This window comes from Enterococcus ratti (genome assembly GCF_001886195.1).
GTDB classification, from domain to species: Bacteria; Bacillota; Bacilli; order Lactobacillales; family Enterococcaceae; genus Enterococcus_B; species Enterococcus_B ratti.
In genome coordinates, this window is the sequence record NZ_JXLB01000016.1 from 38,225 (window position 1) to 56,894 (window position 18,670).

An 18,670-nucleotide genomic window follows, 5' to 3' on the forward strand; every position below is an offset into this window, starting at 1 on the left:
TTATAATAAAAAAATATAATTCTTAGGGAGGAATTTAAATGGAGAACTATCTTAGTCTTTTAGGTGTATTAATTGTTATCCTTGGATTTGCACTAAAGTTAGATTCAATCTTAATTGTCATGGTAGCCCTTATTGTTACCGCATTAACAGGCGGTTTAGGTCTAGAAGGAATGCTTGAAACTTTAGGCACAAGTTTTATCAATAACCGCGGGATGGCTATTTTTATTATCATTATGCTTGCGACAGGCACTCTTGAACGGAATGGACTAAAAGAATCCGCAGCTTCCCTTATCAAGCGTTTTAAGAAAGTATCAGCAGGAATGATCATTGATATTTATGGCATCTTTCGTATGATTTTTGCAGCCTTCAATGTCAGCTTTGGTGGAGTAGCAGGGTTTGTTCGTCCAATTATTCTGCCAATGGCTTTAGGAACCATCGAATCAAAAGGGCTAGAAGTTGATCCACGACATGAAGAAGAACTAAAAGGAATGTCTTCTGCAATGGAAAACATCTGTTGGTTTTTTGGACAAGTCTTATTTGTAGGCGGTGCAGGGGCGTTACTTGTTCAATCGACGCTAAAAGAACTAGGTTATGATGTTTCTTTAGGTCAGCTTGCTTTAGTAGAAGTACCTGTTGCCCTTGTTGCATTAATTGCTGCAAGTGTTTACTTCTATTTAAAAGAAAAAAAATTAGCAAAAAAGTATTATTCAGATAAGGAGCAATAAAATGAGCTTTTTTACAAATCCTGAAATTTTATTGGGCGATAAATTATTAGAAATATTATATATTATCATGGGACTTGTACTCATTTATACGGGGATGAGAAATATAGGTGATAAAACAAATCCTCATCGTTACGGTTCAGCTTTTTTTTGGCTCGTATTAGGAATCGTGATTGCTGGTGGAAGATGGTTACCGCCAATTGTAAATGGACTTTTAATTTTTGCAATGACGATTCCTGCGATTGCAAAAAAAGTAAGCAAAGGGGAAAGTCGTTTACCTTCCAAACAATACATGGAAAAAATGTCTGATAAATTAGGCATGAAAATTTTTATCCCAGCGTTAAGCATCGGTCTATTTGCGATTTTGTTTGCCTTGTTTACCAAGCTTGGTGCATTAGTGGGAGTGGGTGTTGGGGTGTTCGCTGCCATGATCCTTATGATGTTCTTTTCGCGAGATAATCGTCCAACAACCTTTTTGGATGATGCAGCGGACATGTTAGGCACAGTAGGACCATTAAGCATGCTGCCAATGCTTTTAGCCTCTTTAGGAGCAGTATTTACTAGTGCGGGTGTAGGTACAGTCATTTCTGATACAGTAGGTCGAGTTGTTCCTGAAGGCAACGTAAATGTCGGCATTATTATTTACGCATTAGGTATGGTCATTTTTACGGTGATTATGGGAAATGCTTTTGCAGCAATTACAGTGATGACTGTGGGGATTGGCGCTCCTTTTGTATTTAGTCTTGGAGCAAATCCAGCACTAGTTGGAATGGTTGCTTTAACATGTGGTTTTTGTGGAACATTATTGACCCCAATGGCCGCTAACTTTAACGTAGTACCTGTTGCCATGTTAGAAATGAAAGATAAATATGGCGTGATAAAAAATCAATTAGTTATCGCAGTATTTATGTTAGTGTTTCAAATAGTTTACATGATTTTATTTAAATAGTTTAAATTTATTTATAGATAAGTTTATATAAAAAACAAGTAGAAGACTTGACTGCGTTAGGTGAAACTTCTACTTGTTTTTTTATTTCAAAAAAGTATTTATTATTCGTTTTGTTTACATAACTTTTTTAGAGAGATTATTTTAATAACGTTTATTATGTTTGTTTTGTATTGACACTGCTTATTTATTATAATAATATATGTATGTATTCATCTTTTTTCTTTTGGTGTTTAAGCATTTTTTTGTCCTCTACTTATTTTTTCAACGATAAAAACTTTATTTTTAAATAACATAATTATAAGGATATTAGGTTTTTATTGTTATTATTAGAAAGAAAAGGTAATTTTCTTCTAAAAGTGATCCCCTATTTTATATTAGTCTACTAAACAATTACTTACATAAATGACAAAGAGATATCTTGTATATGTTACTAAACTCACATTTTACTAAAAATGCTTTTAGTACTTGTCACTTGCTTCATGTTGGATCTAATAAGGAAAGTTAAGTGTCTTTTTTACTCATCTAGAACAAAGAATTAGGAAAAAATAAGTCTATTGCTATATTTAAAAAGGAGGATAGACTTGCTTTTTTTTAAATTTTATAACGAATGATAAAAAGAAAGGAGTAACTAAGTGAAAAAAAAGACGTTGCTAGTGAGCTATATCATTTTATTGATGCTTTTCCATGCCCCAGTGAGCTTTGCAGAAGATGCAGCAGACCAAATATATGAAAACTATATTACTAATTATTTGAGCAACAACGCAAGATGGGTTAGAGATGCGCAAAATGCTTCTCTGGGCTATTTAAAGGGCAATAAAATGTCTTATGAAGTGACTAGGAATTTTTTCTTTCCAGAATATAATGCAGGGGGTGGGGTGAGGTATATAGGAAGTCTTACCTTAGAGAGTATGACAACCTACGTAGCAAGTGATGGAAGTTTTAAGTTTTACTACGATCCAGCTACATACATGGTTACTATTGAGCGACTAAAAAATACGCCGATTGATTATGATTTTAATGCTGTAAGAATTCAGGCGTTTCTAAGTTACGCTGGGACAAAATATATGCCTAGTATGTTAGGTGGCTATTATACGCAATCATTAAAGAGTACCTACGCTACGACTATTTATGGTCCAGCGAATTTAAATTTTGAAGCACCGCCAGAAATTGTGGGGACAACTACAGTTGATAAACTAGTTTTAGCCAAAAATGAATCAATAGATGCACTTGATCCTACTCATTATGTCTCTGTTTCTCAACATATGGATGGTGGCCAACTTTTTATGGAATGGATAAAACGACCGGATACTTCTGTGGTTGGTGAGCAGATGGCGCAAATCCGAGTAACTGATCGTTTAGATGATTATGTTCAAAGTAAATTATTCAACCTTCCTGTCGTAGTAGAAGATACTCAGTTAACTGCTGAACCGAATTCACAAACAACGATTCTTGGGTCAGAAGTAGTGACTATGAATCTTTCCGATTTTGTACAAAATGTAAAAGTTGGCGATCAAATGATTTCTGCAGATCAGTACACGGTTGAGTTGCTTGAACCTTTAGTAACCAACATTATAGGGAATAAAACAGCTAAATTAAGAGTAACACTCAACGCAGATCAAACAAAAACGACTGACGTATTAGTTCCTGTATCAGTTCTTTGGGGATATACCATAGGTTCTAATAATGTTCCTTATCCTTCAAGTACTGGCTTTTCATTAAGCTTATTGACAAGTACAACACCAGCGATTGTTGCTACTTTAGGGAATGATCAAACTAGAAATAGTTGGTTAAATGATCATATAAATGGAACTTATATTTCAGTAGAGATATTTAAAAATCCCCAACTCTTAAATGACAGTCAAACGAATCCGTATCTTTCTTTAATTCTTGGAGGGCAAAACGAAACACTCGCTACTGCAACGGACAAATGGAATCGTCTTGAACAAAGAAAGCAGCTCGCTTATGGAGATATTCTTGCATATCAAGTAGATAGTCGTTGGGGAGATAATAAATGGGTCATGCGTGATGAAGTCCAGCAGTTTGAAAGCGAAGGAAAAGGTACTGTTTATTATGAAATTACAACGAACGGGTACCGCATTTTACATGTGAACCACTTAGAAGTTGTCTCTCCTACTATACCAATTTATACAACAGAAGAGTATTTAAATGACCATGTTGCTCAGTACATAGATTTGAACGGTCATTCGGATGTTCGGATCGTTGGTTTTTCTCAATATCCAAATACTACGGTATCTGGTGAACAAAAAGGGAAAATTTTAGTAGAAGAAACGCTAACAACTGGACAAAATGTTCAATATGAGTATGAAGTAACGTTTAGCGTTACTCCCGGAGAGCTATCTTATAAGGTGCCTGAAACTTTAACTTTCAAAGAGTTTACAAAATCACGAAATGAACAAATTATTCAACGAAAGTATTCAGGAAATCTTGGACTTTCGGTAAAAGATAGTCGGGGAGCGAATAGCCAAGGGAATTGGCGTTTAATGGCACAAATTGAAAATAAGGAAGATGGATTGGCTTCCTATTTAATTTTTAGAAATTCGGGCTTTGAGGATCAGTATTTAAATCATGGCATGACTGAAATTTATGCCCAAGAAAAACAAGAAAATGCCACTGAACCAATTAATGTAGAAATTTCAGGACAATGGACAAATGATACAGGTATTTTACTTAAAGTTCCTGCAAAAAATCATTTATTTGCTAAATCCTATACAACAACGATTATGTGGAATCTTGTGGAGGGACCTTGAGATGAAAAAATGTTTTATTTATTTTGCTTGCTTTAGCATGATTGGTTTATCCATAAATTATAAGTCAACAAGTATAAGGGCGGATGAAAAAAGAAGTAATGTGACAGTTACAATAATCAACGAAGAATTAGCGAGTTCTCAAGAGCCAGAAAATCAAGAGAATCAGGTAAATACTAAGAAAGAATCTCAGAATAAGCAAATGAAACAATTACCAGAAACAAATTCTGTGAATTTACCAGTTTATTCGACTTCAGGAATGTTGATTTTTTTAGTCGGAATAATTGGCTTATACATAAATAGAAATAAAAAGGAGAAGACAAATGAAAAAAATTAATTTAGTAGGAGTAGTATGTTTAGGAGCAATTATAATTGGAGGAGTCATGCAAAACCAAATGGTACATGCAGATTCTAAATCTACGCAAGCAAGGGTCGTTGTAAATCCGGGGCAACTTAGTATAAAGAGTGCGGATAATCTTGTGTTTGCAGACATTCAAATTGATGGAACGGATCATGTTGTTCATGAACCAGAAGGAACGAATGCAAAAGTAACAGTCGAAGATTTTCGTGGCACGACGAGTAAAGGGTGGACTTTAAAAGCAAAACTAAGTGAAGGAAATTTCAATGGATTAGGATTAAAGTTAACGCCAGCTCTTAATACAAATACCGAAGTGGCGACAGTTGCAACTAATACAAGTAATTTGAATAATCAGGATCAGTTAATTGCATCTATTGATAATGACCGCATTGCAAATTCTGATTTTGAAACTGAGATTTTGTTAAATGCTACACTTAATATTCCTAAAAATACAAAAGTAAATACATATACAACAACTATTATTTGGAACTTAGCAGAAGGACCTGAAACAGCAGATGAATAATTCTTAAAGAAATTTTCTAATTTTTGACTCGATAAAGCGAAAAAATTCTTTTGTTTGATGTAGTGACAAGCAAAAGAATAGATGGTACAAGATGCTCTAACATAGAAGACATTAGTTAAAATAAGAAGCTGGGGCCCTGCTAAATGGTCTCAGTCTTTTTTCTTTTGGAGGAGAGATAAATGAAACATTTTATTAAAAATATATTTGTATTAACTATCGTAATGATTAGTGCCTTTGCTTTTGAGCAGATGGTAAGGGCAGACAATAATTATTTTTCTGTCACACCAGTTTTGCCGGAAAATCAAAAAAGTAAAGATTCAAGTTTTTTTGATTTAAAAGTCGTCCCCAATCAAAAGCAGCATTTACAAATAAACGTGACGAATCATACTGCTACTGCTCAGAAATATAAAATTTCAATCAACACTGCTACGACAAATCAAAATGGAATTATTGATTATTCACTTGAAGATTTTGAGAAGGATTCTTCAATGAAAATTTCTTTAAAAGACTGTTTGAGTCTAAAAGAATCACAAGTTGAGATTGCGGCAAATAGTGAAAAAGAAATTATCTTTGATTTGAATACGCCGAGCGAACCGTTTGAGGGAGTTTTACTTGGAGGCATTACTGTGGAGCCAATCATAACAGCAAACGACAACGAAGGAATCCATAATATTTTCACCCGAACGATCGCCATTCAATTAACAGAAACAGAAAATAAAGTGGTGCCTGAAGTCAAAGCAGGTGAAATAACTGTTACACAAATCAATTTACGCAATCATATTCAAATGGAGCTTCGTAACGTGACGCCGACAGTTATTTCTAAAGTAAAAGCAGTTATACGCATTACAAAAAAAGGAGAAAAACAGCCAATTATTGAACAAAATAAAGAACGATTGTCGTTTGCTCCAAATTCTAAATTTCACTTAATAACGCAATGGCAAGAACAATTTGAATCGGGAAGTTATGTTTATTCAATAGAGTTGGCTGATTCATCAGGACATCAATGGCATTTTACAAAAGAGTTTGAAATTAAAGAGAAGGCAGCAAAAAAATTAAATGCGACGTCTGTTGATGAAAAAAAAATAATGAAATAAATCTTCTTTTTTATTTGATAGGGCTTTTCTTACTTGCCGTTGTTTTACTTGGTGGAATTCTTTATAAAAAAAGGAATTCGAAAAAAACAAAGAATTAGTGTGAACGAGTCAATAAGCGTGTTATAAAATGAATGAAAAAGAGTAGAGGAATGAGTTGTGTTAAAGGAAGAAAACATTCCTTTATTTACGCTTCATGATTAAGATGGTATGATAAGGACATAATTTGTGAAAGAATGCTTGATGAATTCTAAACTTATCAATCCATTAAAAAGCAGTCCGTCACAGCAATGACTTCATTTATTTAGATGAAAAAACATGGAGGAATGAAAAATGAAAGTACTAGTAACAGGATTTGATCCGTTTGGCGGAGACAAAGTAAATCCTGCTTATGAGGCTGTCAAGCAAATGCCTGATACAATAGCTGGAGCTGAAATAGTTAAATTAGAAGTGCCGACTGTGTTTGAAAAAAGCAGTCAAGTAGTGAAGGAAGCGATTCAAGCGTATCGTCCTGAAATCGTGATCTGTGTAGGACAAGCTGGCGGACGTTCTGCTGTTTCCTTTGAGCGTATAGCAATCAATTTAGCCGAAGCTAGAATTGAAGATAATGAAGGAAACCAGCCTTTTGATACAGCATTAGAAGCAGATGGTCCAGCAGCTTATTTTACATCATTGCCAATTAAAGCCATGACAAAAAATGTCCGTGATCATGGGCTACCGGCATATATTTCTTATACAGCTGGTACATTTGTTTGTAATGATATTATGTATCGCTTGCTTCACTTGATTAAAACACAGTTTCCAACGATTCGCGGTGGATTTATTCATGTTCCTTTTTCGCCTGATCAAGTAATTGATCGCCCCGTGGGTACGCCGTCTATGTCATTAGCAGATATTGCAGCTTCTTTAACGTATGCGATAGAAGCTGCTGTAATGAATAAGCGGGACATCTCTGGTAATGCTGGAACTACTCATTAATTTTTTTCTAAAAATCAATGCCACAAAGATTATCAGACGAGATGATAAAATCGACTACTTCCAAAAGATTGTACAGAAGAACAATTTTTTGGAAGTATTTTTTACGTAATTATGGTTTTTGAAAGGAAAAAACACGAGTGAGAAAAAGTTAGAAAGGACTAAAAAGAAAAAATAAGTTTTTATAGATAAAAATTCACACGAGGAAATAAAATGGTAAAATACTACTGAATAAAAAGAAAAGGAGCAAATACATGGATTTATCCGTCATTCATCATGTTGCCATTATTGTGTCTGATTATCAAAAGTCACGGGAATTTTATGTTGATAAATTGGGATTTGAAATCATTCGTGAAAACTACCGTAAAGAAAGAGAAGACTATAAATTAGACTTAAGATTAGGACAAATAGAATTGGAAATTTTTGGTATTGCTCATGCGCCTAATCGGTTAAACTATCCTGAAGCATGTGGATTAAGGCATCTTGCGTTTAAAGTCGAAAAAATTGAGCCTGTGATTGATGAACTTCGTTTAAAAGGAATCGAAACAGAACCAATCAGAATTGATACTTTTACTGGGGAAAAAATGACTTTTTTCTTTGATCCAGATGGGTTACCTTTAGAATTACATGAATAAGTAACAAAATTGTCACTTTTTCTTTCTTGCATTCGATTTTTTATTTAAAAAAAACTTGCTATGCTAGAAAAAAAGAAAAGGAGACACCGATGAAAATGAAAAAAATTGTTGTTGGCTCAGTGATTCTAGTATTTATCGGGATTACTGCTTCTTTAGGATTGTTAAATGCTGCTTTTCGTTACGATGATATTAGTGAGCAAGAATATCAAATTCCGATAACAAAAGCCGCCATGCTTTTTAAAAAGGAAACACATCAATCAAAAGTTCAAATGGTTCAATTTATTCTTCAAGAAAATGCTCAACAATCGACAAATAATAATTTTGAGTATGTATTTGTAGGTTCTGATCAATCAGTGGCAATTAATCCAACGACAGGTAAAATCACCGCTCATTTGCATCAACCAACTAATCATCAAAAGAATTCCTCTTTTGATATTGAGAAGGTAAATAGCATCAAATCTCCACAAACAGCAATGAAAGAGGCTATAAAAAAGTATGGTCGAAAAAATACTATCATAAAAAGCTGGATTTTATTAATGAAAAATAGCAAACTGTATTATGAGATCACGTTATTCCAAAAGAACCAAGAGTACAGTTTACTGATTCGTGCCTAAAATGAATGGCTATCATTTTTCTTTTTTTAAATATAAGAGTAAGCTAAATGTGTAAAATAGAAAGGAAGTCGATTGCTATGGAAAAAATGAAATGTCCCAACTGTGGGAAAAAATTTACTTATGAAGAAGTAAATAATGTGGTGGAGCATTCAGATAAAGAAATGCCAATTGTTTGTCCATATTGTCGTGCAGAGGCTGCACGAATCATTTCACATGGTTATTTTATTACACAAAAAATTGAAGATTATTTAAAATAACGCTTTCGATCTTTATTTTTCAATGTTAAAATGAAAAAAAGGAGAGAATGAAATGATTCGTTTTGCAAAAAAAGAAGATGCTCGTGCAATTGCTCCGCTTATATTAGTTATTTTAAGTGATATGGAGTTACCATTTTTACAAAAATATGGGAAAGAAAAAACGCTTAAAATTTTAGAAGAAGCAATAACTGATCCTGATTATCGCTACAGCTATACAAGAGGGATTGTAGCAGAATGGGATGATAAAATAGCAGGAGTAGCATTTGGTTATACAGATGAAGAAGAGCCAACAATTGATCAATCTTTGGCGACTATTTTAAAAAAATATGGCATAGCGGAAAGTGAGCAATTATTTGTGGATCAAGAAACATTTCCGCAAGAATGGTATTTAGATTCTATATCGGTTTCTGAAGAATTTAGAGGTCGAGGAATTGGTTCTCAGTTACTTTCTTCCTTGCCAAAACTGGCAGAAAAATCCGGAAGAACTGTGATTGGTTTGAGTGTAGATGAACAAAATCCTAAAGCTAAAAAATTGTATGAAAGTCATGGCTTCAAAGTTGTTGGAAAACGAAAGATTAGTGGACATTTTTATGATCACATGCAAAAAAAGATTTAAGGTAGCTTAATAATAAAGTTTGATGAACTTAATCGGGATGCAAGAGGTGGTTTAAAAGCTATTTGTAGACAGGTTTGGCTAAAATACACAAGGCGCTTTTATGGAAAATAAAAGCGCCTTATGTATTTTCTATTATTTAATATTAAAGTTGTGGTGTTCTACTAATTTGTGTCTAGCCGATAGGAAAAGGGGGCTTTTTTATTGGTATTTTTGCGATACAGCCAGTAATCTAATACAGCGGCGATACAAATGCAGATGGGTGCATTTTCTTCTAGAGGAATATCAAGTACATAATAATCGCCAGTGAAAAGCGTTGCTTGATCCATTTTCATGATTCGTTCATTAAAATGATGAATTTGATATTTATGGTTGTAAATGTCGCCTTGAACTGTCCAGTGAAGATGACGGATATAGTAAAAATCACCAGGCCAATTAAAAATTTTTTGCATCGTTCCCACTTTTTTAAAATGTTTATACAGTTCAAAACGGGCGCCAAAAGTAAAACTCGTTTGCTTAATGTGTGCAATAAGATTTCCATTCATCGCATAAAGAGATAGAACATCACCTTTTGTTCCCCAGCGTCCAACCATCAAGAAGATTGATTTTCCAGATTCATTTTTAATAACCGTCCGTGTGGCACGGCTCAGATGTTTTTCTTGAATGAAAAATTCTGACATCTTTACCCCTCTTTTCAAAAAATTACAAGTCTTCAGAAATGGCGCGTAAAATTGCTTTACCTACTCCGGATTCAAGATTTGTATCCGTGATATATTTGGCATGCTCTTTTATTTCAATTTCAGCATTTCCCATAGCAAAACTAACTCCAGCTGCTTGCAGCATACTGATGTCATTAAAATTGTCACCAATTGCCATGACATTTTCTAAGGAAATTCCTCGATCATGAGCAATTTGTGCCATGGCAATTCCTTTTTGGGCATTTTTATGATTGACTTCAATGTTGTTTTGTCCAGAAGAAGTAACTGCTAAATTACCGAGCTGGCTGATTGCTTTACTGACGGGACCTAATATACGAGGGCCTTCAATGTGGAAGCAGATGACTTTTAATACCTCTAATGTTTTGTCTTGCAGCAGTTCCCGAATGTTTTCGACATAATTGATATGCAATAACTCAAGATTGGCAGAAGCCATAGCAATTGCCATTTTGTAAGTTAAATGGGGGAGATGGTCGCCAATCATTGAGGCAAAGCTTTCAATTCTTTTAGCTTGACTTTCAGAATAAAGACCTTGATTGGTGGATACTTCATAATAAATATTGTTTTCATCAAGAATGTCTAATATTGTCATTATTTGAATGGTTGGGATCGGAACTGTAAATAAGGAGTTTCCTGTTTTGTCAAAAACTTGTGCCCCGTTTAACGTAATCATTGCGCAGTTAATCCCAACTTCATCTAAAGCGGCGCGGGCTTCTTGGTAATTGCGACCAGTCGCTACCATAAATTCAATCCCTGCTTCATTTGCCAATCGGATGGCTTTAGCATTTTCTGATGAAATACTCATATGTGCGTCTAATAAAGTGCCGTCCATGTCTGATGCAATTAATTTGATCATGCGTATAATCGTTCCTTTCTTTTTCTTCTTATTAGTTTACCATATTCGTGTGTCGTTGCGTGGGAAGATTGCTACTTGTTAAGAAAGAATTTGTGCGTTATTCTGATTGATGGAGGTGGAAGAATTGAAAAAAATTATTCATAATAGTTGGCAAGATATTTTAGCAGATGAGTTTGAAAAGGAATATTATCAAAGCCTAAGAAATTTCTTAAAAAAAGAATACGCAGTTCAGAAAATTCATCCAGATATGTATCATATTTACGAAGCATTAGAATTAACTCCTTATGAAAATGTAAAAGTTGTGATTTTAGGTCAAGATCCTTATCATGGAGTGAACCAAGCACATGGATTGTCATTTTCTGTTCAACCGGGTGTAAAAATCCCTCCATCTTTAAGTAATATTTATAAAGAGTTACAAAATGATTTAGGGATTAAGCCGGTTAACCATGGCTATTTGGTTAATTGGGCAAAGCAAGGCGTCTTATTATTGAATACCGTATTGACGGTTCGTGAAGGACAAGCTTATTCCCATCAAGGAAAAGGCTGGGAAAAATTGACAGATAAAATTATTGAAAAATTAAATGAAAGACAAAAACCGATCGTTTTCATTTTGTGGGGAAAACCGGCACAGGAGAAAATAAAAATGATTGATAAAAGACGACATATTATTTTGACTTCTTCGCATCCTAGTCCGTTATCTGCTCATCGAGGATTTTTAGGTTCAAGACCGTTTTCAAAAACCAACGATGCGCTCATAGCATTAGGAGAGACACCTATTAATTGGCAACTTCCTGAAACAGTAGGTTAAGACAACGGTTTCCTGTGATACATCAGACAGTGTTATATGTAAAATTCTTCATTTTTATTGTTTTTTTTTGACTAATACAGATAAAATAAACTGTTCTTTTTTTTAAGGATAGTGTATGATGAATACATAAAAAATATCTGGAGGTTATCTTGTGGAATTGTTTGATAGTTTAAGATTCAAAATTGTACGTCGTGGGATTAAAATTGTTTTTCCTGAAGCAACAGATGCAAGAATTTTAGGAGCTGCGGCTCGCTTAAAAGCAGAAGAATTAGTGGAACCAATATTGCTCGGAAGTGAAGAAGAAATTACAGCTGCTGCTAATGCTCGAGGCATCACAACTTCAAGTTTTACAATTATTGATCCAAATCATTACGATAAATGGGATGAAATGGTTGCCGCTTTTGTTGAACGCAGAAATGGAAAGGCATCCAAGGAACAAGCAGAAAGTATTCTAAAAGATGTCAATTACTTTGGTACAATGTTGACTTACATGGGAATTGCTGATGGCATGGTCTCTGGAGCCATTCATTCAACGGGTGATACGGTTCGCCCTGCATTGCAAATTATTAAAACCAAACCGGGTGTTAGCCGAACAAGTGGAGCTATGATCATGGTTCGAGGACGGGATCAAGAAAAATATGTGTTTTCAGATTGTGCCATCAATGTAAACCCGAATGCTCAAGAATTGGCAGAAATCGCTGTTGAATCAGCAAAAACAGCTGAATTATTCGATATCGATCCTAAAGTTGCTTTAATGAGTTTTTCAACCAAGGGGTCTGCTTCGGCATCAGAAGTAGACAAGGTAGTAGAAGCCACTAAAATTGCCAAAAAATTAGCACCACAATATATGATTGATGGCGAATTGCAATTTGATGCTTCTTATGTTCCTTCAGTGGCCCAATTAAAAGCACCTCATTCTGAGGTGGCGGGTCAAGCAACTGTATTTATTTTTCCAGAATTACAATCCGGAAATATTGGTTATAAAATTGCGCAACGTTTTGGTAATTTTGAAGCGATTGGTCCGATTTTACAAGGATTGAATAAACCAGTTTCTGATTTATCTCGTGGAGCAAATGAAGAAGACGTCTATAAACTAGCGATCATTACTGCTGCTCAGACTTTATTAGACTAATTTAACTGGCAAGTGATCCTTTATTTATTGGAAAAAAGATTCACAGCATTTGTTGTGAATCTTTTTTGACTTTAAAAATTGTTCTTAACGCGATATACTGGCAAAAAAGACGACAAGGAGTAAGTAGTCCGATGATTGAATTAAATGGTTTAAATCAGACAGAAGAGTTGGCAAAAGTGATAGGAGAAGTAGCAATTTCTGGAGATAATTTAGTGCTAACTGGCGATTTGGGTGCTGGAAAAACAACGTTGACTAAAGGAATTGCTCTAGGCTTGGGGATTGAACAAATGATTAAAAGTCCTACATATACGATTATTCGTGAATATCCTCAAGGTAGATTGCCACTTTATCATATGGATATTTATCGTGTAGCTGAAAGCGGGGCAGATCTTGGATTAGAAGAATACTTTGAAGGTGAGGGATTATCAGTCATTGAATGGGGGACTTTATTAGGAGATGATTTACCGGAAGATTATTTGGAACTGATTTTAGAAAAAAGTGAGAAAGATACAACTAAAAGGTATGTGAAATTACATTCCCACGGGCAACAAAGTGCAGATTTTAAACAACGCGTGATGAAGCATTGGGGGCAAATAAATGAGTGAAGAAGTAGCTTTAACTATTCGAGAAGCTAAACCAGAAGATGCTAGCGAATTATTGAGATTAATGCAGCAAATTGATGAGGAAACTGATTTTTTAGTTTTGGATGAGAAAGGTCTAGAATTAACTTCAGAAGTTTTAGCAATAGAAATCAGTTATTTACAAGAAAGTATCAATAATCTTTTACTTGTTGCGATTACAGATAAAAAAATAATTGGTCTTGTTTCCGTTAAAGCAAAGGATCAATACCGAATCGCTCATATCGGAGAAATAGGAATTAGCATTTTAAAGGAATACTGGGGAATGGGATTAGGAACGATGATGTTAGAGGAAGTCTTATGTTGGGTTAAGGAAAATGGCGTTCTTTTTCGATTAGAGTTAGATGTTCAGACTCGAAACAAACGAGCCATTCGCCTCTATCAAAAAATGGGGTTTCAGATTGAAGCGACGATGAAACGAGGTGCTAGAAAAGATACGGGTGAATTTTTAGATGTTTATAAAATGAGCCTTCTTCTTTAAAGTGTTATTAAAACGATGTTATTTGATTTTTATGGAACGATTATTGATACAGAATAGTTATGACACATTCTCTACAAAAAAACTTGCATGAAGAATTAGAGAAGGATCTCCCAATTCAAGAATTACATTACATTTTAGGGATTCTAGGAAGAGAAACCATTAAAAAGTTTGAAAATAATGAGGAAGAAGAGGATAATCTCTTATCAAAGTGAGGTGAAAATGTCCTCTTATTAGCAAGATAATGTGCAAGTTTTTCCGTGTATAAAAGAAACATTACAGACGTTGCACGCAAAGGGGATTCAATTAGGAGTTGTTACATCTAAAACAAAAGAAGAAATGAAAAATGAATTTGATCAATTTAATTTAAACCAATATTTTGATATACAAATTACAGATTCAGACACTAAGTTGCATAAACTTTTTCCGGATCTTATACAAAAGGCAATTGATGAATTGGGTATAAAAAAAGAAGAAACCATTTATATTGGGGATTCATTATATGACATGCAAAGTGCGAAAGCTTGTGGAATAACTTTTGGTTTAGCTAAATGGGGAGCCAAAANAATTTAATTTAAACCAATATTTTGATATACAAATTACAGATTCAGACACTAAGTTGCATAAACTTTTTCCGGATCTTATACAAAAGGCAATTGATGAATTGGGTATAAAAAAAGAAGAAACCATTTATATTGGGGATTCATTATATGACATGCAAAGTGCGAAAGCTTGTGGAATAACTTTTGGTTTAGCTAAATGGGGAGCCAAAAATATAGAAAAATTTCAAAACGTAGATATAATTATTGATTTTCCGAGCGTGAGATAAGGACAGGGTTTCACGCTCTTTGTTTTTTGCCATTTAAAAATGAAAGTTTATGCCACATAAAAAGAAAAGTGACACTTATATACAAATAAAAACTCCCTATATAGTAGTTAGGGAGTTTTTTATCTTATCAACGCATTATTTGATGTGATTTTACTTTCATGTGAATGTCATACATACGTTATTATCAATTATTTTCTAAAGCATTTCCACGTGACAATTTTCCATCTTGCATGGTGTAAACTTGGTCGACTTTATCTAGCAAACGCAGGTCATGAGTGATCATAACCACACCACGATTATACTCGTGAGCAATTCGTGCAAGTAGATCAACAACTTGATGTGCGCGTTCTGTATCAAGGCTAGCTGTGGGTTCATCAGCTAATATGATACTTGGGTTATTATATAATGCGCGTGCAATTGCTGCTCTTTGTCGCTCCCCACCGGATAAGTCTTTCGGATAAGATTGTAACACCTTGTTTAGGTCTAACAGATCTAATAGTTCTTCACGATTCATTTTTTTTGCTTTTGACTTGTCTAAACGATCAATTAGATCTAACTGTTCTTGAACATTCAAAAATGGGATCAAATTTGATGCTTGTAAGATAAAGCCAAATTCTTTAAAGCGCAAAGCTGTTTTTTCTTTTTCATTCATTTGTGTTGTTTCTTTATTTTTTATAATGATTTGGCCACTAGTTGGTGTTTGCAAGTTTCCTAGTGTCGTCAAGAAAGTTGTTTTTCCTGATCCTGAAGGACCAACAATAGCAGTAAACTCTCCTTCCTTTAATTCAAAATTGGTAGGGTATTGCAAGATACATTATTTTTATTCCTTTCTATTTTTAACTCCATTGTAAATTAAGTCTACAATCTCTTCTAAACGTTGATTTTGTTGCTGTTCAGTCATTTTTTTATTAAAAATCAGACATTGAACAAACAACATAAGAATTTGACTGGCAATCGCTGAGAACAAGCTCGTTACCGTGATTTTTTCATCTATTTTCGAAAAAAGGGAATGATCTCTTGTCCAATTATTCTTATTATTTGAATCAATATATGAGAAAAAATCTTGTTGTAACTCTTCGTTTATTAGTATTTCGGACAAGAAAATTAAGACAATCTCTTTATTTTCCATTAGAAATTGATAACGATTAAAAACGATGTAATGAATAATCTCTTTTACTTCTGCTTTTTTTCAAGATCTTCAAAAAAATCGGAAGTAAAAGCAGGTAATATATGATCATTTAAAAGTAAATTAGTCAAAAAAAAAAAAACGCCTAATGAAATTTATGCTGATAAATACCTAAATCTATACATTACTTAATAGGAATTTATTTCTAATGAAAAAAAAGCTCTATTTCTTTCCAATAGACTTCTTCATTGTGTTATTCAAATTGTGTAAAGAACTATACGAGAAAAATTTTCGTCAGATAAAGAGAAAATGGATGATTGTCATTTATATATGAAAAATATTGCCATTTAAAAAGAAAAGTGACAGGGTTATAATTATTTATAAACTATAACGTGTATTACAGGAGAGGAATATGTATTTTCACTATGACAATCTCAAAGAGTTCAAGTTTTGGATCATATGGAGTGTATATTTTAGATATGTTACAATAATGAAGTAGAAAAGTGAAAAGATGGTGGCTAACTTCTTGAAAAAGGAGTGAAAGTTATAAAATGTGATTCCATAACCACGGCCAAAATGTTTTGGATTACTTCTAGAATATAGGGAACGTTGTGGTGTGGTATAACGAGAAGCCATTTGATTATTTCCCCATACAAGAGAAGTAGGAAGTTTTTTGTATGCAGAAATAATTTTTTTATTTGTTGCTGACAGTGTATCCAATCGAACATATTGGTGATTTGAATAGGCACGGAACAGCGCATTTTGTCACCTAAAAACCGTTGAATTTGACTTCATAATCGCCCTTTTAAAAATAACGAACATTATAGAAAAGAATTTTTATATTACTTATTGATAGCGATTTCTTATGTTGTTAAAATAACAATGCGATTAAATAATATTTCTTTTTAGGAGGTAAATGTTATGAAAAAAGCTTTATTCAAGACGTTATTAATATCTATATCAATCTTGACCATAGGCTTCGCTGTTATTCCTAGTGTTACAGTATTTGCTAATGAACAATCTACCGTTAACTCTTCCGTAAGTTCAATGCCTTCCATAGAGGACTATACTACTACGTATAATTCAGCTACGAACACAACTACTGTAACAATGACAGATCAACAATTAGTTGATTTTATGCTAGATCAAGGGTTAGAAGTACCACAAGAATTGTTGAACGCTGCTTGTTCAAGAGCTGATGGGGTTACTAAGATTGTTTGGCATGGAAAAGCAAGAAACAAAAATGTAGATTTATATTTGTCTAAAGCGACTATTGTGGGTTTGCGTGCTTCATATACAGGCGCTCAATTGTTCAATGTGATTATTCAATTATATTTGGGAAGTTATTGGGGAGCTGCTAAAGCAGGAGCTGGTGCGATTGCTAATACAATAAAAATGGGTTCTATAAAACATGGGAGAACATATTTTTTACGTAGTTGGAAATACAGAGGATATGTTAACCAATGAAAACTTTATTAACCAAAAGGCAAGAACGAATGAGTAGATACAAGGAAAACACTAGTAAATTAACCAAACTTGTTAAATGGTTAAATTGTATTGATATATTTTTAGGACCTATTGCACTTTATTTTTATTTTTTTTCTGATCAGTCCTTTCTTCAAATGATTCTCCTTTTTTTACTTCCTGTGTATGTTATATTTCAGGCGTGTATTACCATTGTCGATGCCTATCTAAGAATAAAGAGTCCAAAAGCACGCTAACCACTTTCGGCTAGTGTGCTTTTTATCAAAAACCCGAGAATACTCGTGATTTTAGGCATGATAGTTCAATGTGGGAACGTCCAATTATTATGGATTTCTACTTGAACGACTTTTTGCCCACGACGAGCTTGTAATATTTCTAAGTCCATATCGTTAATTTTTAGGTTGATTCCCTCGACTGCTTTTTTCAGAACATTACCTTTTAAACGTTTATAGTCATAGTTTTCTGGAGTGTTTAACCAATCTTTGGATTGCTCGGGTGTTCCTTGTAAGATAGCAATTTTTTTACCATGATCCTTATCTGCTTCCCGCATGAGCTTATAAAGTAATATGGAGTAACGACTTTTTAGTTTTGTAGTATCAACCAATAAATTAATCTTTGATTTCTATCATAATTTCAATAATATTTGTTTAGTGAATTTCCCTGGAAGTACAGGATATTCCCAAAAATATGAAAATGAGTTAATAGGTAACGGAGGTATTATTGAAGCTGTAAAAACTGTCGTTAGCTATTATGATCCTCAAGGATTTAAAATAAAAATATATGATGAGAGTTAGGGAGCGTATATCGCAATCTGTCTCTCTCAATTTATTAATTTTAGTATAGAAAGAATAGTCTCTGTTAGTGGATTTACAAATTTGTTTTATATGTATCTTTGTTCAGATTTGAGAAAACTTATTGAAAAGTATTTTTCTGATTATAGGAAATTTTCTCCAGAAAAAAATCTGGCAATGAAAGAATTATTACCTATAAGGTTTCTTCATGGAAGTGAAGATAAAACTTGTCCGATTTGTCATTTTTCTTTTTAAATAGCAAAAACTACCTAATTTTTGGTAGTTTTTTATATACCTATGACTAAACTA

At 33.7% G+C, this 18,670-nt stretch carries 21 protein-coding genes and 3 pseudogenes; 18 read left to right on the forward strand and 6 right to left on the reverse strand.

Annotated features, from left to right (window positions below; genetic code table 11):
- Nucleotides 1–38: 38 nt before the first annotated feature.
- The 11 genes from RV14_RS08570 (at nt 39) to RV14_RS08620 (ending at nt 9,505) form a co-directional block, all read left to right on the forward strand.
- Nucleotides 39–725: a DUF969 domain-containing protein gene (locus RV14_RS08570; RefSeq protein WP_071855853.1), complete on the forward strand. Its 687-nt coding sequence runs from the start codon at nt 39–41 to the stop codon at nt 723–725.
- 1 nt (nt 726) lies between these two features.
- Nucleotides 727–1,671, forward strand: a complete 945-nt coding sequence (locus tag RV14_RS08575) for a DUF979 domain-containing protein (protein ID WP_071855854.1) — start codon at nt 727–729, stop codon at nt 1,669–1,671.
- 632 nt (nt 1,672–2,303) lie between these two features.
- Nucleotides 2,304–4,439: a hypothetical protein gene (locus RV14_RS08580; RefSeq protein ID WP_071855855.1), complete on the forward strand. Its 2,136-nt coding sequence runs from the start codon at nt 2,304–2,306 to the stop codon at nt 4,437–4,439.
- Nucleotide 4,440: 1 nt separating this feature from the next.
- Nucleotides 4,441–4,773 (forward strand): LPXTG cell wall anchor domain-containing protein, encoded by a 333-nt coding sequence (locus RV14_RS08585; RefSeq protein ID WP_071855856.1) that lies wholly within the window; start codon nt 4,441–4,443, stop codon nt 4,771–4,773.
- Entirely contained in the window at nt 4,760–5,317 is a 558-nt protein-coding gene (locus tag RV14_RS08590) for a WxL domain-containing protein (protein ID WP_071855857.1), read from the forward strand. The genes RV14_RS08585 and RV14_RS08590 overlap by 14 nt, the downstream gene beginning before the upstream one ends.
- Before the next feature lie 179 nt (nt 5,318–5,496).
- Nucleotides 5,497–6,411 carry a WxLIP family cell surface protein gene (locus RV14_RS08595; protein WP_071855858.1) on the forward strand — a complete coding sequence of 305 codons (915 nt, stop codon included), beginning with the start codon at nt 5,497–5,499 and terminating at the stop codon, nt 6,409–6,411.
- A 330-nt stretch (nt 6,412–6,741) separates the two neighbouring features.
- Complete coding sequence (gene pcp / locus RV14_RS08600; protein WP_071855859.1) at nt 6,742–7,386, forward strand: pyroglutamyl-peptidase I; 645 nt, start codon at nt 6,742–6,744, stop codon at nt 7,384–7,386.
- A 251-nt stretch (nt 7,387–7,637) separates the two neighbouring features.
- Nucleotides 7,638–8,018, forward strand: coding sequence for an SMU1112c/YaeR family gloxylase I-like metalloprotein (gene gloA2 / locus RV14_RS08605; protein WP_071855860.1), 381 nt, complete (start codon nt 7,638–7,640; stop codon nt 8,016–8,018).
- Nucleotides 8,019–8,107: 89 nt separating this feature from the next.
- Nucleotides 8,108–8,632 carry a hypothetical protein gene (locus RV14_RS08610; protein WP_084650345.1) on the forward strand — a complete coding sequence of 175 codons (525 nt, stop codon included), beginning with the start codon at nt 8,108–8,110 and terminating at the stop codon, nt 8,630–8,632.
- A gap of 77 nt (nt 8,633–8,709) precedes the next feature.
- Nucleotides 8,710–8,889 carry a hypothetical protein gene (locus tag RV14_RS08615; RefSeq protein ID WP_071855861.1) on the forward strand — a complete coding sequence of 60 codons (180 nt, stop codon included), beginning with the start codon at nt 8,710–8,712 and terminating at the stop codon, nt 8,887–8,889.
- 52 nt (nt 8,890–8,941) lie between these two features.
- Nucleotides 8,942–9,505, forward strand: coding sequence for a GNAT family N-acetyltransferase (locus RV14_RS08620; RefSeq protein ID WP_071855862.1), 564 nt, complete (start codon nt 8,942–8,944; stop codon nt 9,503–9,505).
- 161 nt (nt 9,506–9,666) lie between these two features.
- On the opposite strand, the gene RV14_RS08625 is transcribed toward RV14_RS08620, so the two are convergent.
- Together RV14_RS08625 and RV14_RS08630 are read right to left on the reverse strand one after the other, a co-directional pair.
- Entirely contained in the window at nt 9,667–10,182 is a 516-nt protein-coding gene (locus RV14_RS08625; RefSeq protein WP_071855863.1) for an LURP-one-related/scramblase family protein, read from the reverse strand.
- Between the two features lie 22 nt (nt 10,183–10,204).
- A complete protein-coding gene (locus RV14_RS08630) occupies nt 10,205–11,074 on the reverse strand; it encodes a Cof-type HAD-IIB family hydrolase (protein ID WP_071855864.1) in 870 nt (289 codons plus the stop codon).
- 124 nt (nt 11,075–11,198) lie between these two features.
- Here RV14_RS08630 and RV14_RS08635 point away from each other — a divergent pair, with 124 nt between their 5' ends.
- The 6 genes and pseudogenes from RV14_RS08635 to RV14_RS12105 all read left to right on the forward strand — a co-directional run.
- On the forward strand, nt 11,199–11,882 hold the full coding sequence (locus RV14_RS08635) for a uracil-DNA glycosylase (RefSeq protein ID WP_071855865.1): 684 nt from the start codon (nt 11,199–11,201) through the stop codon (nt 11,880–11,882).
- A gap of 151 nt (nt 11,883–12,033) precedes the next feature.
- A complete protein-coding gene (pta, locus tag RV14_RS08640; protein ID WP_071855866.1) occupies nt 12,034–13,014 on the forward strand; it encodes a phosphate acetyltransferase in 981 nt (326 codons plus the stop codon).
- A gap of 131 nt (nt 13,015–13,145) precedes the next feature.
- Nucleotides 13,146–13,619 (forward strand): tRNA (adenosine(37)-N6)-threonylcarbamoyltransferase complex ATPase subunit type 1 TsaE, encoded by a 474-nt coding sequence (gene tsaE, locus RV14_RS08645; RefSeq protein WP_071855867.1) that lies wholly within the window; start codon nt 13,146–13,148, stop codon nt 13,617–13,619.
- Entirely contained in the window at nt 13,612–14,133 is a 522-nt protein-coding gene (locus RV14_RS08650) for a GNAT family N-acetyltransferase (RefSeq protein WP_071855868.1), read from the forward strand. The genes tsaE and RV14_RS08650 overlap by 8 nt, the downstream gene beginning before the upstream one ends.
- 243 nt (nt 14,134–14,376) lie before the next feature.
- A partial coding sequence (locus tag RV14_RS12720; protein WP_245785487.1) for an HAD family hydrolase occupies nt 14,377–14,695 on the forward strand: 319 nt, incomplete at its 3' end.
- A 1-nt stretch (nt 14,696) separates the two neighbouring features.
- Nucleotides 14,697–14,959: pseudogene (locus RV14_RS12105) on the forward strand (HAD family hydrolase); the annotation flags it as partial.
- Nucleotides 14,960–15,143: 184 nt separating this feature from the next.
- On the opposite strand, the gene RV14_RS08660 reads toward RV14_RS12105, so the two are convergent.
- The 3 genes and pseudogenes from RV14_RS08660 to RV14_RS13050 all read right to left on the reverse strand — a co-directional run.
- Entirely contained in the window at nt 15,144–15,770 is a 627-nt protein-coding gene (locus RV14_RS08660; RefSeq protein ID WP_071855869.1) for an ABC transporter ATP-binding protein, read from the reverse strand.
- A 9-nt stretch (nt 15,771–15,779) separates the two neighbouring features.
- Nucleotides 15,780–16,088, reverse strand: a complete 309-nt coding sequence (locus RV14_RS08665) for a hypothetical protein (protein WP_245785488.1) — start codon at nt 16,086–16,088, stop codon at nt 15,780–15,782.
- Between the two features lie 531 nt (nt 16,089–16,619).
- A pseudogene (locus tag RV14_RS13050) lies at nt 16,620–16,829 on the reverse strand (Tn3 family transposase); the annotation flags it as partial.
- 303 nt (nt 16,830–17,132) lie between these two features.
- Here RV14_RS13050 and RV14_RS08675 point away from each other — a divergent pair.
- Nucleotides 17,133–17,552 carry a hypothetical protein gene (locus RV14_RS08675; protein WP_143139754.1) on the forward strand — a complete coding sequence of 140 codons (420 nt, stop codon included), beginning with the start codon at nt 17,133–17,135 and terminating at the stop codon, nt 17,550–17,552.
- Nucleotides 17,553–17,871: 319 nt separating this feature from the next.
- Here the strand turns inward: RV14_RS08675 and RV14_RS08685 are convergent.
- Nucleotides 17,872–18,177 (reverse strand): annotated as a pseudogene (locus RV14_RS08685) (replication initiation protein); the annotation flags it as partial.
- Nucleotides 18,178–18,670: the final 493 nt, after the last annotated feature.